The 23,265-nt window shown below is 59.7% G+C and carries 19 protein-coding genes; 17 read left to right on the top strand and 2 right to left on the bottom strand.

All coding sequences use genetic code 11. The features are described from left to right. Window positions 1–31: 31 nt before the first annotated feature. Entirely contained in the window at window positions 32–1,081 is a 1,050-nt protein-coding gene (locus ACR0J5_RS19530) for a LacI family DNA-binding transcriptional regulator (protein ID WP_480656382.1), read from the bottom strand. Between the two features lie 127 nt (window positions 1,082–1,208). Between ACR0J5_RS19530 and ACR0J5_RS19525 the strand changes: the two genes are divergently transcribed. The 12 genes from ACR0J5_RS19525 (at window position 1,209) to ACR0J5_RS19470 (ending at window position 14,653) form a co-directional block, all read left to right on the top strand. Beyond that, entirely contained in the window at window positions 1,209–2,714 is a 1,506-nt protein-coding gene (locus tag ACR0J5_RS19525; RefSeq protein WP_480656380.1) for a sugar ABC transporter ATP-binding protein, read from the top strand. A gap of 11 nt (window positions 2,715–2,725) precedes the next feature. Continuing rightward, window positions 2,726–3,745, top strand: coding sequence for an ABC transporter permease (locus ACR0J5_RS19520; protein WP_480656378.1), 1,020 nt, complete (start codon window positions 2,726–2,728; stop codon window positions 3,743–3,745). Window positions 3,746–3,764: 19 nt separating this feature from the next. Beyond that, the gene (locus ACR0J5_RS19515) at window positions 3,765–4,811 is read left to right on the top strand and encodes a substrate-binding domain-containing protein (RefSeq protein ID WP_480656376.1); all 1,047 of its coding nucleotides are present in this window, start codon (window positions 3,765–3,767) and stop codon (window positions 4,809–4,811) included. A 111-nt stretch (window positions 4,812–4,922) separates the two neighbouring features. Continuing rightward, the gene (locus tag ACR0J5_RS19510) at window positions 4,923–5,684 is read left to right on the top strand and encodes an ATP-binding cassette domain-containing protein (protein ID WP_480656374.1); all 762 of its coding nucleotides are present in this window, start codon (window positions 4,923–4,925) and stop codon (window positions 5,682–5,684) included. A gap of 11 nt (window positions 5,685–5,695) precedes the next feature. Continuing rightward, window positions 5,696–6,820 carry an ABC transporter permease gene (locus tag ACR0J5_RS19505; protein WP_480656372.1) on the top strand — a complete coding sequence of 375 codons (1,125 nt, stop codon included), beginning with the start codon at window positions 5,696–5,698 and terminating at the stop codon, window positions 6,818–6,820. An 83-nt stretch (window positions 6,821–6,903) separates the two neighbouring features. Further along, entirely contained in the window at window positions 6,904–8,055 is a 1,152-nt protein-coding gene (locus tag ACR0J5_RS19500) for a substrate-binding domain-containing protein (RefSeq protein ID WP_480656370.1), read from the top strand. A 73-nt stretch (window positions 8,056–8,128) separates the two neighbouring features. Next, window positions 8,129–9,091, top strand: coding sequence for a YncE family protein (locus ACR0J5_RS19495; RefSeq protein ID WP_480656369.1), 963 nt, complete (start codon window positions 8,129–8,131; stop codon window positions 9,089–9,091). Next, window positions 9,088–10,092, top strand: coding sequence for a 4-hydroxythreonine-4-phosphate dehydrogenase PdxA (locus ACR0J5_RS19490; RefSeq protein ID WP_480656367.1), 1,005 nt, complete (start codon window positions 9,088–9,090; stop codon window positions 10,090–10,092). Before ACR0J5_RS19495 ends, ACR0J5_RS19490 begins: the two co-directional genes overlap by 4 nt. A 10-nt stretch (window positions 10,093–10,102) precedes the next feature. Further along, the gene (locus ACR0J5_RS19485; RefSeq protein ID WP_480656365.1) at window positions 10,103–11,278 is read left to right on the top strand and encodes an L-rhamnonate dehydratase; all 1,176 of its coding nucleotides are present in this window, start codon (window positions 10,103–10,105) and stop codon (window positions 11,276–11,278) included. A gap of 3 nt (window positions 11,279–11,281) precedes the next feature. Further along, window positions 11,282–12,190, top strand: a complete 909-nt coding sequence (locus ACR0J5_RS19480; protein WP_480656363.1) for a dihydrodipicolinate synthase family protein — start codon at window positions 11,282–11,284, stop codon at window positions 12,188–12,190. A gap of 1 nt (window position 12,191) precedes the next feature. Then, window positions 12,192–13,694, top strand: coding sequence for an aldehyde dehydrogenase (NADP(+)) (locus tag ACR0J5_RS19475; RefSeq protein WP_480656361.1), 1,503 nt, complete (start codon window positions 12,192–12,194; stop codon window positions 13,692–13,694). Between the two features lie 35 nt (window positions 13,695–13,729). Then, the gene (locus ACR0J5_RS19470) at window positions 13,730–14,653 is read left to right on the top strand and encodes an SMP-30/gluconolactonase/LRE family protein (protein WP_480656359.1); all 924 of its coding nucleotides are present in this window, start codon (window positions 13,730–13,732) and stop codon (window positions 14,651–14,653) included. 107 nt (window positions 14,654–14,760) lie between these two features. Here the strand turns inward: ACR0J5_RS19470 and ACR0J5_RS19465 are convergent, their stop codons facing one another. Continuing rightward, window positions 14,761–15,537, bottom strand: a complete 777-nt coding sequence (locus ACR0J5_RS19465) for a FadR/GntR family transcriptional regulator (protein ID WP_480656358.1) — start codon at window positions 15,535–15,537, stop codon at window positions 14,761–14,763. Window positions 15,538–15,872: 335 nt separating this feature from the next. On the opposite strand from ACR0J5_RS19465, the gene ACR0J5_RS19460 reads away from it, so the two are divergent. From ACR0J5_RS19460 to ACR0J5_RS19440, 5 genes are all read left to right on the top strand, one after another. Then, a complete protein-coding gene (locus ACR0J5_RS19460; protein ID WP_480656356.1) occupies window positions 15,873–16,922 on the top strand; it encodes a TRAP transporter substrate-binding protein in 1,050 nt (349 codons plus the stop codon). A 108-nt stretch (window positions 16,923–17,030) separates the two neighbouring features. After that, entirely contained in the window at window positions 17,031–19,094 is a 2,064-nt protein-coding gene (locus ACR0J5_RS19455) for a TRAP transporter large permease subunit (protein ID WP_480656354.1), read from the top strand. A gap of 12 nt (window positions 19,095–19,106) precedes the next feature. Further along, window positions 19,107–20,258, top strand: a complete 1,152-nt coding sequence (locus ACR0J5_RS19450; RefSeq protein WP_480656352.1) for an alpha-hydroxy acid oxidase — start codon at window positions 19,107–19,109, stop codon at window positions 20,256–20,258. A gap of 18 nt (window positions 20,259–20,276) precedes the next feature. Continuing rightward, window positions 20,277–21,971, top strand: coding sequence for a D-lactate dehydrogenase (gene dld / locus ACR0J5_RS19445; RefSeq protein ID WP_480656350.1), 1,695 nt, complete (start codon window positions 20,277–20,279; stop codon window positions 21,969–21,971). Between the two features lie 86 nt (window positions 21,972–22,057). Then, the gene (locus ACR0J5_RS19440; RefSeq protein WP_480656348.1) at window positions 22,058–23,137 is read left to right on the top strand and encodes a PLP-dependent cysteine synthase family protein; all 1,080 of its coding nucleotides are present in this window, start codon (window positions 22,058–22,060) and stop codon (window positions 23,135–23,137) included. Window positions 23,138–23,265: the final 128 nt, after the last annotated feature.

The raw sequence follows: 23,265 nt of genomic DNA, 5'->3' as shown, positions 1-23,265 counted from the left end.
AACGTTAATCTGGGTGTCAGCCGGTTCCCGGTCAGGCGCTGCTGTCAGGCTTGATCACCGTACTTCCCGGGATCAGCCGAAAGCCGACATCCTTGGCCGACTTCACCGGCTCACCATTGATTTGGGCCAGTACCATCTCGGCCGCAATCTGCCCGATCTTCAGATGCGGCACGGCGATCGAGGTCAGGCGGTAGGGCTGAATGGCCGAGATCGGCAGATCCCCCCATCCGGCAATGCCAATATCCTGAGGGATGCTCAGCCCGATTTTCCTGGCATATTGCAGCCCGCCGATGGCCATATTGTCGTTCTGATAGAATATGACCTCGATATCATTGTGCGAGGCCAGCAACTGCTCGGTCCCATAAAACCCGGTGTAAAAGCCGGGCGTGTCTTTCAGCAAAAGCTGCTTTTCCAGCCGCCCGTTTGCGTCTTCGATGGCTTTGGAATACCCGTTCAGCCGCGCCGTTGCCGCGTTGGCCACGTCATGGGACGTGCCGACATAGCCGAATTTGCGATAATCCATGCCCGCCAGATAGCGGCCCATGCTGTAGCCGCTGTCGAAATGGTTCAGCCCAACGCACATATCCAGCGGGCTGGAATTGAAATCCCAAATCTCGACCAGTGGAATGCCCGCGCCGCGCAGCATCTGGATGGCTTTGGGGCTGTGGGACCGACCCGTGATGATCAGACCGGCGGGCTGCCAGGACAGAACCGTCTCAATCCATTTCTCTTCGTGGTCGACCTCATGCTCGGTCAGGCCAAGGACGGTTTGATGGCCGAACGCCCCCAGTTTCCGGTCGATGCCTTCCAGCACCTGCGCGAAGATTTCATTGCCCAGTTCGGGAATGCTGACGCCGACAAATGTCGACTTTTTGTCGCCCGCAAACACGGTCGCCAAACGATTCGGCAGATAGCCCAGACGGTCAACTTCGGCCATGACTTTGGCGCGCGTCTTTTCCGAGAAACCGCCTTCATCCCGTAAAACACGGCTGGCAGTCATCTTGGACACGCCCGCAGCCTTGGCGACCTCGGCAAGGCTTATTTTGTTGTTTTTACTTGATTTATCTGCTTCGTCGCTCATTTACGTTACGGGTAACTCTTTTTTATTGACATCTGAGTGGCCTGCGAGAATGCTAGCGTAACGTTACGGGTAACTCAATACGATGTTGAGGAGCATCTGAGTTATCCAGCATTGGGAGGAGGCCGCCGTGCCCGGCACTGCGCAAAACAATTTGTTCTTCGACGGCATAAAGAAGCATTTTGGAGGCACCTATGCCTTGCGCGATGTATCTTTGAACATTGAACGCGGAGAAATCGTTGCCCTGCTGGGTGAAAACGGGGCGGGCAAATCCACGCTGATCAAGATTCTGGGCGGCATTCACAAGGCGGATGAGGGGCGCGTTCTGATCGACGGCCACCCCTATGAACACCGCCCCGGCGGCTTTGGTGAGCGTCAGTCGGTCGCGTTCATCCATCAGGACCTGGGGATGATCGAATGGATGACAGTGGCGGAAAATATCGCTCTGGCCCTTGGGTATTCGCGCCAAAGCGGGCTGATCAACTGGAAGTCGGTTGAAAGCTTTGCGCAGGATGCGCTGGACAAGGTTGGGTGTGAATTCGACCCGACAACCCGCGTTCAGGACCTGTCGCGTACCGAAAAATCACTGGTCGCCATCGCGCGCGCCTTGGCGGTGGATTGCGATTTTCTGGTTCTGGATGAACCCACAGCCTCGCTGCCGGCTGATGAGGTCGAACGTCTGTTCCAAGCGTTGCGTCCCCTCAAGGAACAGGGTGTCGGCATGATTTATGTCTCGCACCGTCTGGATGAGATTTTTCAGATCGCCGACCGTGTCGCGGTGCTGCGCGACGGTGAAATGGTGGGTTTGCGCAGCATCGACCACACCACCCCCGAAGAGCTGGTGTATATGATCGTTGGCCGCAAAACCCGTCAGGTCAGCAAGCCCGATATGCCATTGGGTGACACCATCCTTCAGGTCGAGGGCCTGAATATGGAGGCTGCCCACAATGTCAGCTTCCAACTCCAGACGAATGAGATTGTGGGCCTCGTCGGATTGCGCGGGGCGGGGCATGAAAACGTCTCGCGCGCGTTGTTCGGGGCCGAGGTGTTTGACGGCCAGATCACTCTGCGCGGGCAGCGGCCGGACTTGTCTTCGCCGCAAACGGCGATGGCGGCAGGCATCGGTCTGGTCGCCCGAGACCGGACAGAGGAATCCGTGGCCATGTCGCTGACGATACGGGAAAACACGTTCCTGAACCCGGCTGCCATCGGGCGGTCGCTGTTGTCGTTCATGAGCCACCGGGCCGAGACGCAAAGCGCCGCCAAGATCGGGGATGACGTGGCCCTGTCGCCCAATGACCAAAGCATGGCGATTGAAAGCCTGTCGGGTGGCAATCAGCAAAAGGTGGTCATTGGCCGCTGGCTGGAAACCCAGCGCAAGCTGCTGATCTGCGAAGACCCGACTGCCGGAGTCGATGTTGGCGCCAAGGCGGAAATCTATGCGCTGCTGAACCGCGCGATGGCAGATGGGGTGGGGATCATCGTCGTCTCGACCGATTTCGAAGAGGTCGCCGCCATCTGCCACCGCGCCATCGTATTCAGTCAGGGACAAATCGTGCGGGAACTGTCGGGCACCGAACTGACAACCGAGAACCTCATACAGGCTGCATCGGCCTCGAACGCCGTCGCAAGTTAGGGAAGACCACTATGCAATCGCTTGAATCCAACGCGCTGGAACCCACCAAAGCCGAGCTGAAAAACGCCTCGATGAAAACGCGCATCCTGCGGTTTCTGCCGGTCTATGGTCTGGTCCTGCTGACCGCGTTTCTGATCATTCTGTTTTCGATCCTGCTGCCCAATACCTTCCCGACAATGCTGAACCTTCGGGCGATCATCTCGGACAAGGCCATCATTGCGCTGTTGTCGCTGGGGGCGATGATCCCGATGGCGGCGGGGCGTATCGACCTGACGGTGGGGTACGGGATCGTGCTGTGGCACATTCTGGCGATTTCCTTGCAGACTTTGTATGGCATCCCATGGCCGGTTGCCGTGGCAATTGTCCTGTCGCTGGGCTTGCTGACCGGATTTCTGAACGGACTGCTGGTCGAGGTCGCCAAGATCGACAGCTTTATCGCCACGCTGGGCACCGGCACGGTTCTGTATGCGCTGGCCCTGTGGCACACGGGTGGCCGTCAGATGGTTGGCGCGTTGCCGGATAGTTTCTATGCCATCAACGGCACCTTTGTCTTCGGCCTGCCGATCACCGGGTTCTATGTGTTGGGGATCACCGTCGCCATGTGGCTGATCCTGGAATACACGCCGATTGGTCGGTACCTCTATGCGATTGGCGCGAACCAGCGCGCCGCGCAGCTGAACGGTATTCCAACACGCAAATTCGTCATCGGGGCCTTTATGTCATCTGGCCTGATCACGGCCTTTGCCGGGGTGCTGTTGGCGTCAAAATTGCGGATCGGGCAAGCCTCGGTCGGTCTTGAATTCCTGTTGCCTGCTTTGGTCGGGGCCTTTCTGGGGTCCACCACCATCAAGCCGGGACGCGTGAATGTCTGGGGAACAGTCGTGGGTGTCGCGATCCTGGCTGTCGGTATCTCGGGCATTCAACAATTCGGAGGATCCTTCTGGGTCGAGCCGATGTTCAACGGTGTCACGCTTCTGATCGCAATCGGCATTGCTGGTTACGCACAGCGGCGCAAAGGCGCTAACAAGTAAAAGCATAAGGGAGGAGATTATGCTGAAACGGACGTTCATGGCGGTATCCGCCGCTGCCCTTCTGACCGGTCTGGGTGTGCCTGTGATGGCCGAAACCGCCTTTGACGGGCCGACCAGTGGCCCCAAGGCTGCCGAGGGCAAGTCAATCGTGGTCGTCGCCGCCGACCTGAAAAACGGTGGTATTCTGGGCGTGACCAACGGCGTTGAAGAAGCCGTGGATACCATCGGCTGGGAGGTCCGCGTGCTGGACGGCGCGGGCTCGATCCAGGGTCGGACCGGGGCGATCGGTCAAGCGCTGGCCTTGCAGCCCGACGGCGTCATCATCAACGGCTTTGACGCGGTGGAACAGCAGGCCGCGCTGGAGGGCATCGTGGCTGCGGGCATTCCGATTGTCGCGTGGCATTCGGGCCCCAAGATCGGCTGTGACGCGCCGGGCGGCATCTTTGCCAATGTCTCGACCGATGCGATGACCGTGTCCGAGGTGGCCGCCGAATGGGCTATGGAGGATGGCGGCGATGGCGTAGGGGCGATCATCTTCACCGACTCGACCTATCAGATCGCCATCGACAAGGCCGACCGCATCAAGGAAACCATCGAGGCCGCCGGCGGTACGGTGCTGGAATATGTCGACACGCCCATCGCCGATACCTCGGCCCGCATGGGGCCGTTGACCACAAGCCTCTTGCAGAAATACGGTGATCAGTGGACGCACGCACTGGCGATCAATGACCTCTATTTCGACTTCATGGGTCCGGCGTTGGCCGCTGCTGGCATCTCGTCCGATGACGGCCCGCAGGCAGGGTCGGCTGGCGACGGGTCCGAGGCCGCGTTCCAGCGTATCCGCAGCGGCAATTATCAGACCATCACCGTGGCCGAACCGCTGAACCTGCAGGGCTGGCAACTGGTGGATGAGCTGAACCGCGCCATTCAGGGCGAGGCGTGCTCGGGCTATATCACATCGCCCGCGCTGGTGACTGAGGCCGGGCTGACCAAGCTGGGCGACAGCAACCAGTTCGACCCGGACACCCCATACCGCGAGGCGTATTCGAAAATCTGGGGCAAGTAACCCCACGGGCGGCCCCGATATCGGGGTCGCCGCCAACCGAGACGACACAGCGCAGAGCACACAAGCGGTCATTTGACCGCCATGGCGGAGCTTTGCGCAAAGGAGGAAACCATGAGCGACATGCCATTGGTTGAAATGCAAGGAATAACCAAACGCTTCGGCGGTGTGACCGCGTTGCAGGATGTGGACCTGACCGCCTATGCAGGCGAGGTGCTGGCCATCGTCGGTGACAACGGCGCCGGAAAGTCCACGCTGATCAAGATCCTGACCGGGGTCTATCAGCCCACCGAAGGCCGCATCCTGATGGATGGACAGCCCTTGGATATGGCCAGCCATTCCGACGCGATCGCAAACGGGATAGATGCGGTTTACCAGACTTTGGCTCTGGCCGATCACCTGTCGCCTGCTGCGAATATGTTTCTGGGAAATGAACTGACCAAGAACTTTATGGGTATCCCGCTTCTGGACAATAAACGCATGAAGACCGAGGCCGCGCGGGTGCTGGAGGAACGGCTTGGCGTCCGTCTGCGCTCGATGGATGTGATGACGGAAAGCCTGTCGGGGGGTCAGCGTCAGGCGGTGGCCATCTCGCGCGCGGTTTATCACGAAGACCTGCGTCTGCTGGTGATGGATGAACCGACTGCGGCGCTTGGTCCGCAGGAAACGGCCCGCACCCTGAAACTCATCAAGTCGCTGCGCGAGCAGGGGCTGGCGGTGATCCTGATCTCGCATTCGTTGGATGATGTGTTCGAAGTATCTGACCGCATTCACGTTCAGCGTCGTGGTCGCGCCGTCGGCGTGGTCAAAACTGCCGAAAGTTCGGTGCAAGATGTTCTGGGCCTCATCGTGGGTGCCCAGGATGCGGCTGCGTGAGGAGAACACAGATGTCGACAACAACCACGCATCCCGAACGAACCATCATGGACCGGCTGGAGCCCTATCTGGCCTTTATCGGCCCCATGGTCATGATCCTCGCGATCCTGATTTTCATGGGCATCGCGGAACCCGCGCGGTATTTCCGCCTGACGAACCTGAACCTGATCCTGTTGGACGCGGCGCTGTATATGCCGATGGCCATGGCGATGACCTTTGTCATCACCCAGCGCGGGATTGACCTGTCCATCGGCTCGGTTGCGGCCCTGTCAGCCATTCTGATGGCGTTTCTGGTCAAGCAATATGGGTTTCCCGCGTGGATCGCCGTGCCGCTGGCCATTCTGATGGGCGCAATCATGGGGCTGATCAACGGCTTGGTCATCACCCGGTTCAAAGTGCCAGACCTGATCGGCACGCTGGCTATGGATCTTGTGTACCGCGGTCTGGCGCTGGTCATCGCCAAAGGTCTGGTGCTGGCCCGTTTCCCCGATCTGATTACCGAGATTGGGCGCGGCCAGATTCCCGGCTTTATCCCCGTGCCTGTCGTGCTGGGCCTGATCACCATGGCCGTTGGCTATGTGGTTCTGACCCGCACCTATTTCGGACGCTACACCATCGCCATCGGTTCGAACCCCGAGGCCAGTGAGATGACCGGCGTCGCGGTCGACCGCCACAAAATCTATGCCTACGTGCTGATGGGCGCGGCGGCTGCGCTGGCGGGTGTGATGCTGACCGGTAAGCTGAATGCGATTCAGGCGACCTCGGCCCCGTATTTCAATCTGCACGTCATCGCGGCGGTGGTTGTGGGGGGTACCTCGCTGTTCGGCGGTCGCGCCTCGATGCTGGGTTCGCTGGCCGGTGTGCTGCTGCTGTCGATGATGATCAACGCGCTGGTCACCCTGCGGATCGAGTTCTTCTGGCAATCCGTTGCTTCGGGTGTGGTGATCGTCAGCTCGGTCGCGCTCTATACCTGGATGCAAAAGAAAGACCGGGATGGCGCGCATGGTCTGTTGGCTGCGCTGCGCAGCAAAGAGGCCCAAAAGCTCATCCGATTTTCAGCCGCGCTGATCGGCGCCCTGATCCTGTTGCTGGCCCTTGGGGCGGGACTGGCAACCGAGCCTGCGCCAAGTGGTTAAGGCGACAAAAAGCGGCGTGCCGGGAGGTAGGAGCCCCGGCACACCTGCAAGACCCCACTTATTCGCGAAAGGGAGGACTTACCGTGAAACAATTGAACAAAGCACTACTGACAACAAGCGCGTTTTGCCTGTGTGCCGCTGCGGCTTTTGCTGACGGCCACGGGAAATTGCCGCTCAAGGAACTGCCGGGCATCGAAGACCGCGATTACTGGGTTCCGGGCGAGGTAAACGCCGATGGCAAGCTTGAGGCGTTGCAGGCCACAACCGGGGCCGCTGCGGTCAAGTACGAGGGCACGCAGGACGGCCCGTTGCAGATCGCGTTGATCTACCCCTCGGCGGATACGTCAGATTTCTGGGCGCGCAACTATCTGGCGATGACCAAACGACTGGATGAACTGGGGATCGAGTATGAAACCACAGAATTCGCCAGCCGCCAGATCGAGCACAGCCTGCAATCAACCTATGCCAATCAGGTGGTTCAGGACGCCGATCTGTATGATTTCGTGATCTTCGGCCCCTCGGAACTGGCGATTCAGGCCGATAACATCGACAAGATGGCGGGCAATGACGGCTTTGCCACCTTTGTCTGGGCCTTCCATACGCCGCCTAAGGACCTGGCCAACCAGCCTGACGCGTGGTTCGATTTCAGCTCGGCCGCCGGGGCGCTGACCATGTGCGACTATATGCTGGAACGTCTGGGCAATGACGTGACCATGGCGATGAACCGGGGCATTCCGGGCATCACCGACGATCAGCGTTCGGGCGACTTCAAGGCTTGCGTGGAAGAGAAGGGCAACTGGACCACCGTCTACGAACACTATGGTGAGTACCAGCGCGAAGGCGGGTTTGAAGGTACCAGCCTGATCCTGCAGGCGTATCCTGAGGCCACGATCATCCACAACGCCAACACCGCGATGGCCATGGGCTCGGTCGAGGCGCAGGTTGCCGTTGGCAAAGAGAAAGACGTGTTCTCAACCGGTTGGGGCGGCACCGGTCTTGAACTGGATGCCATCCGCCGGGGTGAGCTGGATGCCACGCCGATGCGCATGGGTGACGATGTGGGCGCGGCGACCGCCGAAGCGATCAAGGCGCATCTCGAAGGGCGTCAGGATGAGCTGCCCTTTGTCTTCCTTGGCCGGATCACCGTCGCCCATGATCAGATGAGCGCCGATGAACTGAACGCCCTGGAACAGGAAGCTTTCCGTTTCTCGGGCGTGGGTGCCTTGGAACGGTAAGCAACTGGTCTGTGGCCGGCCCCCACTGGTCGGCCACAGATGAACGAACAGACGAAAGAAGGAGGGAGATTGCATGGCGCAATCCATGATGTTGATAGAAAAATGCAGCCATTGCGTCAGCTGGTATGACATTGACACCGGCGCCCTGCAGGGGCGCCTGGATTTGCCGCATTTTCCCCATGAATTCGTGGTCGATGATGACTTTCACTATGCCTATGTGGGCCACTACGGCGTGCAGAATTCGGGCATTGATGGCACTGATGGCCGCTCCGTCATCGTGATCGACATCCGCAAGCAGGAAATTGTGCACACCTATGATCTGGGCGAACACGCCCGCCCGCATGGGATCGGGTTGGACGGGCAGGGGCGGCTTTATGTGCTGTCGGAATGGACAGGGCATCTGCTGGTCAAGGAAAACCCGCGTGCCTTCGATCAGGGCTGGGATCACATCACGCCCACGGGCGGCACGAAGTGCCATCTGTTCGCGCTGACCCGCGATGGTCACACGGCCTATTCGATGAACCTGACCTCGGGCGATGTGACGGTGTTCAACCCTTATGACGCCTCAGTCGCGCCGATCTCGATCAAGACCGGACAAAAGCCCGAGGGGCGGTGCCTGCGTGAGGATGTGCAGACGCTTTATACTTCGCAGCGGATTTCAAACACGGTGGCGGTGATCAATACCGACACGCTTGAGATCGAGCGCAGCTTTCCAACCCCAGACGATCCCTGCCGCATTTACTATGACGGTAAACGCAACCGGCTGGTGACGATGAACCATTTTGGCGGCTCGTTCTCGGTCTTTGATGAAGCGACGGGTGAGATGCTTCACGAACAGAAAACCCCGGCAAACCCGCTGGCGCTGTGTATCGATGATGAGGCTGCATTCGCCTATATCGCCATCGATTGCGAGCAGGTGCAGCGGTTTAACCTCGATACGTTCGAAGTGGTGCAAACCTTTGACACGGGCAAGGAACCGGACGTGATGGTCATCCTGCCTGACGGATTTTCGAAACACTGGGAGGGTGCGGCATGATCAAACCCCGAATTGCTATCGTGCCCGGCGACCCGTCTGGTATCGGGCCCGAGCTAATCGCCAAACTGCTCAATCAAGAGGGCGTGCAGGACGCCGCCGATATTGTGCTGGTGGGCGATAGCCACCTGTGGCAGCGCGGCGCTGAACAGGCCGAACTGAATGTGCCATTGAACACGGTGGACGAGGTGTCAGACCAACCCGGCCTGCTCCACCTGAACCTCGACACCATCGCGCCCGAGGACGTGCGGATCGCCGAGGTCACGGTCGAAGGCGGCACCACGTCCCTGCGCTGTCTGGACAAGGCGATGGATCTTGCCATGGCAGGGCAGGTCGATGGCATCCTGTTTGGCCCCTTCAACAAGGCCGCGATGACCGCGGCGGGCCTGAATGCCGAGGATGAGCACCGCTATATGGCGCGGTACATGGGGCATACCGGATATCACTCGGAACTCAACGTTCTGGATGAGTTGATGACGACGCGCGTGACTTCGCATATCGGGCTGAAGGATGTGGCGGCCAATATCACCGAAGAAGGGATATTGAAGGCGGTCAATCTGGCCAATGACACGCTGCGCAAGGCGGGCAAGGCGCGCCCGAACATCGCGGTTGCGGCGCTAAATCCGCATGCGGGCGACAATGGCAAGTTCGGCCGGGAAGAGATCGACATTCTCGAACCCGCCGTCCGCAAAGCGCGGGAAAAACAGATGAATGTGACAGGGCCGTGGCCCTCGGACACGGTGTTCCTGAAGGCGCAGCGGGGTGAGGTCGATGCGGTCGTGACCATGTATCACGACCAGGGCCAGATCGCGATCAAGCTGATGGGGTTTGAACGCGGCGTGACCGTCGCGGGTGGGCTGCCCATTCCGGTTGCAACCCCCGCCCATGGCACCGCCTTTGATATCGCCGGACAGAACAAGGCCAATCCGGGCGCAACGCGGCAGGCGTTCGATCTGCTGGTGCGCATGGCCAAAACACATCGCGCCGAACGCAGCGCCGACTGAGAGGACCAAGATGACCAAGATTAAATCCGTGCGCACCCGCGTCTGGAACTGGACCGGCCCGACCGTTCCGCCCACCGGCAATTTCTGCACCAACGCCTCGGACGCGCTTTATGAGAAAGGCGATGCGATGTCGTCCTTCCGCTTCCACCAGTGGCTGACCTGCGAGATCGAAACCGATGACGGCACTGTGGGCATCGGCAACGCGGCCCTTGCGCCCTCGGTGGTCAAAGCTGCGATTGACGAATGGTTCGCCCCGCTGGTGATTGGCGAGGACCCATTCGACTACGCCTATCTATGGGAAAAAATGTACCGTCGCAGCCACGCCTGGGGGCGCAAGGGGATCGGGATGATCGCGATCTCAGCGGTTGATCTGGCGATCTGGGATTTGATGGGCAAGCTGGCGGGCAAGCCCGTGTTCAAACTGCTGGGCGGGCGCACCAAGGAAAAAATCCCGGTCTATTATTCCAAGCTCTATTCCGGCCCCATCGACGTGATGCAGGCCGAGGCCGCCGAGGCGCAAAAGAACGGCTATTCCGCCTACAAGATGCGGTTTGGCTGGGGGCCCAAGGACGGCATGGCGGGCATGCGCGAAAACCTCAAACGGGTCGAAGCGGTGCGTGAGGTCATCGGCTATGACGTGGACCTGATGGTCGAATGCTACATGGGCTGGAACCTGGACTACGCCAAGCGGATGCTACCCAAGCTGGTCAAGTATGAACCCCGCTGGCTGGAAGAGCCGGTAATTGCCGACGATGTCGAAGGGTATCGTGAGCTCAACGCGATGAACATCATCCCGATTTCTGGGGGTGAGCATGAATTCTCTATCATCGGCTGCAAGGACCTGATCGAGAAAAAAGCCGTCAGCGTCTTGCAATATGATACCAACCGCGTGGGCGGTATTACGGCGGCGCAAAAGATCAACGCGATTGCCGAGGCGCATCAGATTCCTGTCATCCCGCATGCCGGGCAGATGCACAACTATCACCTGACCATGGCCAACGCGAATTGCATGATCAGCGAATATTTCCCCGTCTTCGATGTCGAGGTCGGGAATGAGCTGTTCTACTACATCTTCGAAGGCGACCCCGAGGCGGTAGACGGCTTCCTTGATCTGGATGACAACACGCCCGGTCTGGGGATTGAGATCACGGACAAACACCTGAAACATTTCAAGATTACGGAGTAATCCATGAGCTATACCGGTATCTGGCCCGTTGCGCCGACACCGTTCCACGATGATGGCACGCTTGATCTTGAGGGCATGAAGCGCGTTTTGGATTGCCTGATCGATCAGGGCGCGGACGGGATTTGCGTGCTGGCCAATTTTTCGGAACAGTTCCTGATCTCGGACGAGGAACGCGCGATCCTGACCCGGCTTTGCCTTGAACATGTCGCAGGCCGTGTGCCGATGATCGTGACGATCAGCCATTTTGCCACTCAGATCGCGGTAGAACGCGCGCAATTCGCCAAGGATCTGGGCGCGGATATCGTGATGATGATGCCGCCCTATCACGGGGCGCTTCTGAAGGGGAACGCGCAGCAGACCTATGAACAGTTTGCTGCAGTGGGCGAGGTCGGCATCCCGATCATGGTGCAGGACGCGCCTTTGTCAGGCGTCGATCTGCCGGTGCTGTTGTTGGTGAAAATGGCGCAAGAGATCGAGATGGTGAAACTGTTCAAGATCGAATGCCCTCGGGCGGCCAACAAGCTGCGGGCGCTGATTGCCGAAGGCGGCGATGCGATTGAGGCCCCCTTTGATGGTGAAGAAGGCATCACGCTGCTGGCCGATCTGGATGCGGGGGCCACGGGGTCGATGACATCGGGCATGATCGTGGACCAGATCAAGCCGGTGATCACGCATCATCACGCAGGTCGCATTGATGAGGCGACCGCTGCCTATGGGCGCGTCGCGATGGTCATCAACCACGAAAACCGTCAATGCGGCTGGCAATCCTGCAAGGCCGCGATGGTCGAAGGCGGGGTCATCGGATCCGAGTTCTGCCGCCACCCGATTGATCCGCTGCAACCGGCCATTCGCGACCGATTGATAGACCTTTTGAAACCGCTGGACCCGTTGGTCCTGAATTGGGGAAAATAACATGATCCTTGGACAAAATCTGATCGACGGCGCATGGGTCGGATCGGACAACCTGCGGGCCTCAGACGATCTTGAGGGCCAGAGCTTTGCACAGGCCACCGCCGCGCAGGTGGACGACGCCTGCCGGGCGGCGCGACGTGATTTCCGGGCATATTCAGGCAAGCCGCGCACGGACCGGGCCGCGTTTCTGCGCACGATTGCGGACCAGATGGATGTGCTGGGCGACGAGATCACCCAAACCGGCATGGCCGAGACCGGTCTGCCCGAGGCCCGTCTGGTCGGTGAACGTGGCCGCACGACCGGCCAGCTGCGCATGTTCGCCGATCTGATCGAAGAGACAGGGTATCTCGATACCCGCAAAACTGGCGCGCTCCCTGATCGGACGCCACTCCCCCGTCCTGATCTGCGCCTGACGCACAAAGCTATCGGCCCCGTGGCCGTCTTTGGTGCGTCGAACTTCCCGCTCGCCTTCTCCACGGCGGGCGGGGACACCGCTTCGGCCTTGGCTGCCGGGTGCCCGGTGATTGTCAAGGGCCACAGCGCCCATGCCGGTACTGCCGAACTGGTCGCGCAAGCCATCGCCAAGGCGGTCGAGATTTGCGGCATGCCCCCTGCCACCTTCCAGATGGTGCAGGGATCGGGGCGTGAGGTCGGCTCGGCCCTTGTGCAACACCCGGACATCACCGCCGTTGGCTTTACCGGATCGCTGGCCGGTGGCCGCGCGCTTTATGATCTGTGCCACGCGCGCCCGAACCCGATCCCGTTCTATGGTGAGCTGGGCTCGGTCAACCCGATGTTCTGCCTTCCCGAAGCCATGAGCGCCCGCGCGGCTGAGATCGGCGCGGGTTGGGCGGCGTCGCTGACGATGGGCGCGGGGCAGTTCTGCACCAATCCCGGCGTTGCGGTCATGGTCAAAGGGCTGGAGGCCGATGCGCTGGAAGCCGCTTGCGCCGCCGCGCTGAATGACACGGCGGAACAGAAGATGCTGACTGACGGCATCCACGATGCCTATGAACAGGGTGTCCGAGAATTCCGCGATCTGATGACCGAGGTCACATCCTGCAGCGCCGCAACCGGCAAACGCGCCGCAGTGCCTGCGCTGTTCAAGGTCAGCGCGGCTGAGTGGATGGCGAACCCCAAACTGCAACACGAAGTGTTCGGCGCGGCGGGCATCCTTGTGCGTTGTGAGGATGCCGACCAGATGAAAGCCCTCGCCGAAGGGCTGGAAGGTCAGCTGACCCTGACCCTGCACATGGATGACGGCGATACCCCGCTGGCGCAGGACCTGATGCCGATCCTCGAAGAAAAGGCCGGGCGTCTGCTGGTGAACGGCTTCCCGACGGGGGTCGAGGTCTGCTCGGCCATGATGCATGGCGGGCCATACCCGGCCAGCACCGATGTCCGCGCCACCTCCGTGGGTACGCTGGGTATCGTGCGCTGGCTGCGCCCGGTCAGCTATCAGAACATGCCTGACGCCCTGCTGCCGCCCGAGTTGCGTGGCTGAGGCGCGTCAGACTTACGACAAGAAGGAGCTGAATGATGTTTGGTGTTCTGGAAGGAACCGGGTTCGAGGTCATCGCCAAGGAATTCGAGGGCTGTTTCGTCGGCCACGCCCGGGTGGAGCGTCTGTGGACCGGTGCGCGCTGGTCCGAGGGGCCCGCGTGGTTCGCGGCGGGCCGCTATCTGGTCTGGTCGGATATTCCCAACAACAGACTCATGCGGTGGGATGATACGGATGGCTCGGTTTCAGTGTTCCGTCAGCCGTCCAGCAACGCCAACGGCAATACGGTGGACACCCAAGGCCGCCTGGTATCCTGCGAACACCTGACCCGCCGCGTGACCCGAACCGAGCATGACGGATCCATTACCGTTCTGGCCGATGCCTGGCAGGGTAAACGCCTGAACTCGCCCAATGACGTGGTGGTGAAATCCGATGGTTCAATCTGGTTTACCGATCCCTCTTACGGCATCATGATGGACTATGAAGGCGAGCGCGCCGAAAGCGAGATCGGCGCCTGCCACGTCTACCGCGTTGACCCGGACACGGCTGAGGTCACGGCGGTCGCCACGGATTTCATGAAGCCCAACGGTCTGGCCTTCTCACCAGATGAAAGTGCGTTGTACATCTCGGATACGGGCGTCACCCATGATGAAAACGGCCCGGCGCATATCCGTCGGTTCGACGTGTCGCAGGATGGTAAAACCCTCAGCGGAGGTGGGGTGTTTGCCAATTGCACGCAGGGCTTGTTCGACGGGTTCCGACCCGACCGGGCGGGCAGGATCTGGAGCTCGGCCGCGGATGGGGTTCATTGCCTGAATGCGCAGGGCGATCTGATCGGCAAAGTGCATATCCCCGAGATGGTGGGGAATGTCTGCTTCGGCGGGGCCAAGCTCAACCGCTTGTTCATAGCTGGCACAAGCTCTTTGTATTCGATCTACCTGAACGTGAACGGTGTGCGGTAAGGGCTAAAGCGTTTCGGGTTAAACTTGAGACACGAATACCCTGCCACGCCTGCGGCGTTCTCGGGACATTTGTGTCGCAGAGTGATTCAGGTAAAACCCGAAACGCTCTAGTGCTCCGAGAGCATGCGCCGCTTTTCGGCCATGGCTTCGCGTCGGTTTTGTTCCATGCCCAGCTTGAAAGAGTGTTCGACAAAGTCGATATGCGTGGTCGCGGCCTTAACGGCGCGATCCTCATCCCCTGCGATCACGGCTCGGCCCAGTTCCAGATGTTGGGCCAAAAGCTGTTCACCTGTACCGTCAATCGTTCTCAGGAAATCCCGGTTGTAGAATACGCCCTTGCGCGTGAGCTCAAAGATTGAGGCCATCATGTGGATCAGGGTCGCGTTCTGGCTGGCATCCACGATTGCTGTATGCAGGGCAAAATCCGCCTCTTGCCCTGCCTTGGTGTCATTTTCCTGCCAGGCGCGTTCGTTTTCAGCCAGAATTTTGGTGATACGTTCCTTGTCGGCCTTGGTTGCCCGCCGCGCGGCCAGACGGGCGGCAAACCCTTCCTGCTCGCGCCGGTATTCCAGGTAATCGAAAAAGGCAGGCTCGTGCCGTTCATAGAGCGCCAGCAAGGCGGGCATCATCGCTTGACCCGTCAAAGCCGCGACAAACGTTCCCTCGCCGTGCTGGGTCGTGACCAGACCGCGCTCCTCCAGCACGGCCAACGCCTCGCGCAGCTTGGGACGGGACACGCGCAGCATCTCGGCCAGATCCCGTTCCGAGGGCAGTTTGCGGCCCTGTTTCAGGATGCCTGATGCAATCAGGTCCTCGATCTGAGCAACCACGGCGTCGGCCAGCGATTCGTGTCCGACGGGTTCAAATATCGCCGTTGGGCTCATGTCGTCGTGCCTCCGCTTGATGTCAGGTCGAGAGTATCTGGTAAATAAACATAACCATCTTTCCTCAAAACTCAAGCCAACGCATTTCGCAATTCGAATGAATGTAAATCTCTGATTTAGAGATAATATTCGTAATTCATCAAGTTTCCAAGCCCTCTCCGGCACCTGAGTTGCGCTGCCGATTTTCAGCGAAAGCTGGCCGTAGTGGGTCGCTCAGTGGTAAATAAAGTTGTTGACTGGTTGCTTCTGGTAAAGTTAGTTGACCACCGGAGCGGCGCAGGAAGAGCCAGCGCCAAAGATTGGGGCACGCCCCGACCAACCCTGGAGGAGAAATCATGAAAAAGACCCTGACGAGCCTTGCCGTGGCCGCCAGCCTGCTGGCTGCACCTGCTGTTGCGGCGGACAAGCTGCTGCTGAAAACCCCGATTGCGTTTTCGACCGAATTGCCGGGTCTGGGTTCACCCATCCCGCGCGTGGCCGAGCAGCTGGACCTGATGTCCGGCGGCACGCTGAAGATGAAGGTGTACGAGCCGGGTAAACTGGTTCCGCCGTTTGAAATCCTGGACGCTGTATCCACCGGCAAGATCAACTCTGGCTATACCACCGCCGGGTACTGGGCTGGTAAAATCCCTGCTGCGCCGCTGTTCTCGGCTGTGCCTTTTGGTCCCGAGGCGGGTGAATACATGGCGTGGATGTATTACGGCAATGGTCTGAAACTGTACCAAGAGATGTATGATCAGGCGGGCTATAACGTCCACGTCATGCCTTGCGCGATCATCGCCCCGGAAACCTCGGGCTGGTTCGCCAAGGAAATCAACAGCCCCGAAGACCTGAACGGCCTGAAGATGCGCTTCTTTGGTCTGGGCGGCAAAGTCATGCAAAAGCTGGGTGTCGCAACCTCGCTGCTGCCGGGTGGTGAGATTTTCCCCGCGTTGGAAAAAGGCGCCATCGACGCGACCGAGTTCTCGATGCCTGCCATCGACGCGCGTCTGGGCTTCCACAAACTGGTGAAATACAACTATTTCCCCGGCTGGCACCAGCAGGCGACCGTGTTCGAATTGATGATCAACAAGGACGTCTGGAACGAAGCCAGCGACCAGCACAAGGCAATCATCGAAACCGCCTGTAAGGCATCGATGGCCGACAGCTTTGCCGAAGGTGAGGCCATTCAGCACGCGGCTCTGATCGACAATGTTGAAAACAACGGTGTCACCATCAAGCAGTGGTCGCCCGAGATGCTGGATACATTCCGCACGACCTGGGAAGAGGTCGCCGCAGAAGAGGCCGCAAACGATGCCTTCTTTGCGCAGGTTCTGGCGGACATGACCGAGTTCCGCGAAGGCTATGGCCTGTGGAAAACCAACGCGTTCCTCCCGCGTCAGTAAGTTTTTGACTGACGATGCCGGGGCGGCGATCCGCTGCCCCGGTTCTTTCCGACAGGACTTTCTAACCAATCACTGCCCGCCCGTCGGGCTGCTGAGCGAGGAATGACCATGGCCAGCCAGAATAACCTCAACGATCCGGTCGAAGCCTATGAAGGCATCCTGGAACACCCAGAAACAGACCGCCAGAAAATCGCCGTTGCCATCGACACGGGCGTTAAGGCGGTGGGCCATGTGGTCATGTGGGCAAACGTGCTGCTGATGAGCGCGATTTTCGCTCAGGTCTCGCTGCGTTACCTGTTCAGCCAGAACTATCCCAAACTGGACGAAGTTCAGTGGCATTTCTACGGCATCGTCACGATGATCGGTATTTCCTATGCCCTGATCACCGACAGCCATGTGCGTGTGGACGTGCTGCATATGCAGCTTTCCCGCCGCGCACAGCGGGTGATCGAGGTGCTCGGCATTCTGACCCTGCTGACCCCGTTCATCTATCTGATGATAGATCAGGGGTACGACTATTTCTACGAGAGTTTCCGCGTGAATGAGCGCTCGGACAGCCCGACCGGCCTGCCTGCGCGTTGGGCCTTCAAGGCGGTGATCCCGATCAGCTTTGTCCTGCTGGCGCTGGCCGCCCTTGCGCGGCTGATCCATGACGGTCACGCGTTGCTCTATGGACCGGCATCGGAACGCGAAGGTGCCCCGCTGCGCCGCGTTCTGCTGGTTCTGGCGGTGTTTGCCGCTGTTTGCGTCGGCCTGACCTTCCTGGTGGAAACCACCGAGGAAAAGCTGGTCATCGCCATGTTCCTGACCTTCATCGCACTGCTATTCACCGGCTATCCGGTGGCGTGGGTGCTGGCCGGTGTTGGTGTGGCCTATTGCGGGCTGGCCTATCTGTTCGACAATGACCTGATGCTGTGGACGGGGCTGGAAAGCACCTTTACCGGGCTGGACTATCTGACGCTGGGCGCGGTGGTGAACCGGGTCTATGCAACCATGTCCAACGCGGTTCTGGTCGCCTTGCCGATGTTCATCTTTATGGGTCTGATGCTGGACGAATCTGGAGTCGCCGAGCGTCTGATGTCCTCGATGCAGCGCCTGTTTGGCACCGTGCGCGGAGGTCTGGCGATCACCGTGACTCTGATCGGGATCATCCTTGCGGCCTCGACCGGCATCATCGGAGCGTCGGTCGTGCTGCTGGGCGTGCTCTCGCTGCCATCGATGATGCAGCAGAAGTATCAGCCGACGCTGGCGGCGGGCGTGGTCTCTGCTTCGGGCACGCTGGGCATCCTGATCCCGCCTTCGATCATGCTGGTGATCATGGCCGATCAGATGGCCCTGTCTGTGGGTGATCTGTTCATGGCCGCCGTCTTCCCCGGTGTCATCATTGGCGGGCTGTACCTGACCTATATCTTCATCCTTGCGCTGGTGAAACGCGACGCAGCCCCGGTGCCCGAGGGCGCAACGGCCCCCGACTGGGCCGCCGTCAAGGACGTGCTGATCGCCGTCATCCCGACGCTGCTGTTGATCCTCGCGGTGCTGGGCTCGATCTTTGCGGGTCTGACCACGCCGACTGAGGCGTCAGGGATCGGCGCATTGGGTGCGACGCTGCTGGCCTTGGGCTATCGCAAGCTGACATTCCAGAAACTGTGGAACGTGTTGGTGTCCACCTTCAACACCACCGCCTACATCTTTGCGATCTTTTTGGGCGCGACGGTATTCTCGTACGTCCTGCGCGAATTGGGCGGGGATGAACTGATCGAACATGTGGTGCAATCCACAGGGTTCGGGGCCAATGGCACGATCCTGTTCATCCTGTTCATCGTCTTCCTGCTGGGCTTTGTGCTGGACTGGATCGAGATCACGCTGATCGTTCTGCCGCTGATGCGCCCCATCGTGAACGGGCTGGGCATCGATATCCCGGGCTTTGGCGTGCTGGACGAACCCGCGCTGGTCTGGTTCGTGATCCTGGTGGCAGTGACGCTGCAAACCAGCTTCCTGACCCCGCCGGTTGGCTTTGCGCTGTTCTACCTGAAAGGCGTCTGCCCGCCCGAGATCAAGCTTACGCATATCTACAAAGGCATCATTCCCTTTGTCTTGTTGCAGCTGACCGGTCTGGCGCTGGTCTTCCTGTGGCCGACCCTTGCAACCTGGCTGCCCTCGGTCGCCTACTAAGGAGATGCCCAGATGCGCCTGAACCAATGCCATAACTTCCACGATTTCCGGCGGCTGGCGAAACAGCGGCTGCCGGGGCCGATCTTTAACTATATCGACGGTGGCGCCGATGACGAGGTGACGTATCGCGAAAACACCAACGCGTTCGACCGCTGCGATCTGCTGCCTTCGGTGCTGTGTGGGGTGAAGGACGTGGACATGTCCGTCACGGTGATGGGGCAAAAGCTGGACATGCCGATCTATTGCTCGCCTACAGCGTTGCAGCGCCTGTTCCACCATCAGGGCGAACGCGCGGTTGCGGCGGCGGCCGAGAAATACGGGACGATGTTCGGCGTGTCGTCGCTGGGCACCGTATCGCTGGAGGAGTTGCGGCAAAAGCATAAGAACCCGCAGGTCTATCAGTTCTACTTCCACAAAGATCGGGGATTGAACGCCGCGATGATGCAGCGCGCCAAAGAGGCGGGTGTTGAGGTGATGATGCTGACCGTGGACAGCATCACCGGTGGCAACCGCGAGCGTGACTTGCGCACGGGCTTCTCGATTCCGTTTCGCCTGACGCTGGGCGGCATGATCCAGTTCGCGATTAAGCCGATGTGGGGGATCAACTACGTCACGCATGAGAAATTCCGCCTGCCGCAACTGGACGAACATGTGGATATGGGCGGCGGGGCCAGTTCCATCGGTGGGTACTTTACCGAGATGCTTGATCCGTCGATGGATTGGGATGACGTGGCCCAGATGGTGCGCGATTGGGACGGGCAATTCTGCCTCAAAGGGATCATGACCGTCGAGGATGCCAAACGCGCGGCTGAGATCGGCTGTACCGGCATCATCCTGTCGAACCATGGGGGCCGTCAGCTGGACGGATCGCGCACGCCCTTTGATCAACTGTCCGAGATCGTCGATGCCGTTGGTGACAAGCTGGACGTGATGATGGACAGTGGCGTGCAACGCGGCACACATGTGCTCAAGGCACTGTCGCTGGGCGCCAAGGCGGTGGGCGTCGGGCGGCACTATCTGTACCCGCTGGCCGCTGCCGGGCAGGCAGGTGTCGAACGCGCCCTTGGTTTGATGCGGGCCGAGATTGAGCGTGATATGAAACTGATGGGCGTCACCCGCGTCGACCAACTGAGCCGCGAGAACATCCGCTTTCGCGCAGCATGATCTGAAACGAGGACTGACATGACCAATGATGAACTGATCAAACATTTCCGGTCCATCGTTGGCGCACGCCACGTCCTGACCGGCGAGCGTGCAACCGAGCGGTTTCGCCGCGGGTTTCGGTCGGGTGAGGGCGAGGCGCTGTGTGTCCTTCAGCCTGGCACTCTGCTAGAGCAGTGGAAAGTGCTGCAAGCCTGTGTTGCCGCCGACAAGATCGTCATTATGCAGGCGGCCAATACCGGCCTGACCGAAGGGTCTACCCCATCGGGCAGCTATGACCGCGACGTGGTGCTGATCAACACGCGTCGGATGGACACTCTGGTACCGTTGAACGGTGGCGAACAGATCGTCAGCTTTCCCGGTGCTACCCTGTTTGCGCTGGAAAAACTGCTGGCCCCGCTGGGGCGTGAGCCGCATTCGGTGATCGGATCGTCCTGTATCGGCGCGTCGATTGTGGGCGGCGTGTGCAACAACTCGGGCGGGTCTCTGGTTGAACGTGGGCCGGTTTATACCGAACTGTCCGTCTATGCCCGCATCACCGAGCAGGGTACGCTGGAGCTGGTCAACCATCTGGGTATTGATCTGGGTGACACGCCCGAAGAGATCCTGACCAATCTGGATACGGGCAGGTTTGAGCGCGCGCCGGGGGCCACGAACAAGCGCGCCTCGGCCAGTGATTATGCGCAGATCGTGCGGGATGTGACAGCGGACACTCCGGCGCGGTTCAACGCGGATAAGGCCAAGCTGTTTGAATCCGCCGGGTCGGCTGGAAAGATGGCGGTGTTTGCCGTGCGGCTGGACACCTTTCCCAAGAACGAGGCGGAACAGGTCTTTTACATCGGCACCAACAACCCCGATGATCTGGCTGATCTGCGTCGGCAAATCCTGTCGCGGTTCACCTCGCTGCCGGTATCGGCCGAATACATGCAGCGCGACGTGTTCGACATCACCGCGCGTTATGGCAAGGACACGGTCGTGATGATCGACAAGCTGGGCACCGACCGGCTGCCGATGTTCTTTGCAATGAAGGGCGCGGTGGATGCCCGTCTGCGGCGCATCCCGTTCCTGCGCAATTTCACCGACCGGTTCATGCAGACCGCTGCATCGCTGTGGCCTCGGGTCTTGCCCAAACGCATGGTCGATTTCCGCGACCGATATGAACATCACCTGATCCTGAAAATGAAGGATGACGGCATTGCCGAGGCCCGGAACTGGCTGCCCGAATTTCTGAAAGTCCGCGATGCGGATTTCTTTGAATGCACCGCGCGCGAGGCCAAGATTGCCGGCCTTCACCGTTTCGCCGCCGCAGGGGCCGCCGTGCGTTACATGGCGATCCATAACTCTGAGGTTGAGGACATCATCGCCCTGGACGTGGCCCTAAGGCGCAATGATCAGGACTGGTTAGAGAAACTGCCGCCCGAGATCGACGACCAACTGGTTCACAAGCTTTATTACGGCCATTTCATGTGCCACGTGATGCATCAGGACTATGTTGTCAAAAAGGGTGCTGACCCAAAGGCGCTGAAGGCCGCGATGCTTAAGCTGTTTGATCAGCGTGGGGCTGAATACCCGGCGGAACACAATGTCGGGCACCTGTACAAGGCCAAGCCTGATCTGGCCGCGCATTACACATGTTGCGATCCAACGAACTCTTTCAATCCCGGTATCGGCAAGATGTCCAAGGCGCGTAACTACGGGAAAGACAACGTGGGTTGATCACGCGCGCGCAAAGGGTTGGGGACTTTGAGCTCGGCGCAGGGTAGAATAGTCGTACACCATTTGTGCATTTGCGAGGATACCCAATGACTAAGCCGGAACTCAGAACCACTGCGGGCAATGGCCGTGTCTATGACTCGGTCCTGGACACGATTGGGAATACCCCCACCATTCGGATCAACAACCTGGGCCCCAGGGATGTAGACCTGTTCGTCAAATTCGAAGCTTTCAACCCGGCCGGTTCGGTCAAGGATCGTCTTGCGGTCAACATCATCGAAGCCGCCGAACGCAGCGGGGCTTTGACGCCGGGACAAACGGTTGTCGAGGCAACCAGCGGCAATACCGGCATCGGGCTGGCTATGGTATGCGCCCAAAAGGGTTATCCTCTTGTGGTGACAATGGCTGAAAGCTTTTCGACCGAGCGCCGCCAGCTGATGCGCATGCTGGGCGCAAAGGTTGTGCTGACTCCTAAGGCCGAAAAAGGTTTTGGCATGTATCGCAAAGCGGTTGAACTGGCCAAGGAACATGGCTGGTTTCTTGCGCGCCAGTTCGAAACTCCGGCCAATGCCGAAATCCACGCCGCCACAACCGCGCGGGAAATCCTAAGCGACTTCGAAGGCAAAAAGCTGGATTACTTCGTTACAGGTTATGGCACCGGCGGCACCGTCACAGGTGTCTCGCGCGTTCTTAGGGCTGAACGTCCCGCAACCAGAATCATCCTGTCTGAACCCGAAAACGCCCAATTGGTGGGCAGCGGTATTGCAACCGAACGTGGGTCTGACCGCGACCCGCTGGCCAGCCATCCGGCTTTTGAACCGCATCTGATACAGGGGTGGACCCCTGATTTTATCCCCGCGGTGCTGCAGGAAGCCATCGATGACAGTTATTTCGATCAGCTCGTTCCAGTCTCGGGCCACGCAGGTGTGGAATGGGCGCAGCGGCTGGCCCGGGACGAAGGTATTCTCACGGGAATCTCGGGCGGCGCCAGCTTTGCCGTTGCTGTCGGGATAGCCGAACAGGCCGGGCCCGGCGCGTCGGTTCTGTGCATGTTACCCGACACAGGCGAGCGCTATCTGAGCACACCTTTGTTCGGCGACATCGCGGTTGAGATGACCGAGGAGGAAACCGCCATATCACATTCTACACCGGGGTATCACGTTGGCTGACCTCTGATCCGATGGCTGCACCGCTTGCTTAATCCCCCTTTGCGCTGCAATCATATGAGCAGCCAGAGGAAGAAGGCCCACGTCAGGGGTCGGGCGGGGAGCCGGGATGCCAATTTTTCGACACATGC

This window comes from Ruegeria sp. BE1 (genome assembly GCF_056538885.1).
This window is presented reverse-complemented; position numbering and strand designations above follow the sequence as displayed.

Bases quoted from the DNA above. Each gene is read 5' to 3' on its own strand.
- ACR0J5_RS19530 (WP_480656382.1), bottom strand. From the start codon at position 1,081: ATGAGCGACGAAGCAGATAAATCAAGTAAAAACAACAAAATAAGCCTT.
- ACR0J5_RS19520 (WP_480656378.1), top strand. From the start codon at position 2,726: ATGCAATCGCTTGAATCCAACGCGCTGGAACCCACCAAAGCCGAGCTG.
- ACR0J5_RS19515 (WP_480656376.1), top strand. From the start codon at position 3,765: ATGCTGAAACGGACGTTCATGGCGGTATCCGCCGCTGCCCTTCTGACC.
- ACR0J5_RS19510 (WP_480656374.1), top strand. From the start codon at position 4,923: ATGAGCGACATGCCATTGGTTGAAATGCAAGGAATAACCAAACGCTTC.
- ACR0J5_RS19505 (WP_480656372.1), top strand. From the start codon at position 5,696: ATGTCGACAACAACCACGCATCCCGAACGAACCATCATGGACCGGCTG.
- ACR0J5_RS19495 (WP_480656369.1), top strand. From the start codon at position 8,129: ATGGCGCAATCCATGATGTTGATAGAAAAATGCAGCCATTGCGTCAGC.
- ACR0J5_RS19490 (WP_480656367.1), top strand. From the start codon at position 9,088: ATGATCAAACCCCGAATTGCTATCGTGCCCGGCGACCCGTCTGGTATC.
- ACR0J5_RS19485 (WP_480656365.1), top strand. From the start codon at position 10,103: ATGACCAAGATTAAATCCGTGCGCACCCGCGTCTGGAACTGGACCGGC.
- ACR0J5_RS19480 (WP_480656363.1), top strand. From the start codon at position 11,282: ATGAGCTATACCGGTATCTGGCCCGTTGCGCCGACACCGTTCCACGAT.
- ACR0J5_RS19475 (WP_480656361.1), top strand. From the start codon at position 12,192: ATGATCCTTGGACAAAATCTGATCGACGGCGCATGGGTCGGATCGGAC.
- ACR0J5_RS19470 (WP_480656359.1), top strand. From the start codon at position 13,730: ATGTTTGGTGTTCTGGAAGGAACCGGGTTCGAGGTCATCGCCAAGGAA.
- ACR0J5_RS19465 (WP_480656358.1), bottom strand. From the start codon at position 15,537: ATGAGCCCAACGGCGATATTTGAACCCGTCGGACACGAATCGCTGGCC.
- ACR0J5_RS19460 (WP_480656356.1), top strand. From the start codon at position 15,873: ATGAAAAAGACCCTGACGAGCCTTGCCGTGGCCGCCAGCCTGCTGGCT.
- ACR0J5_RS19455 (WP_480656354.1), top strand. From the start codon at position 17,031: ATGGCCAGCCAGAATAACCTCAACGATCCGGTCGAAGCCTATGAAGGC.
- ACR0J5_RS19450 (WP_480656352.1), top strand. From the start codon at position 19,107: ATGCGCCTGAACCAATGCCATAACTTCCACGATTTCCGGCGGCTGGCG.
- dld (WP_480656350.1), top strand. From the start codon at position 20,277: ATGACCAATGATGAACTGATCAAACATTTCCGGTCCATCGTTGGCGCA.
- ACR0J5_RS19440 (WP_480656348.1), top strand. From the start codon at position 22,058: ATGACTAAGCCGGAACTCAGAACCACTGCGGGCAATGGCCGTGTCTAT.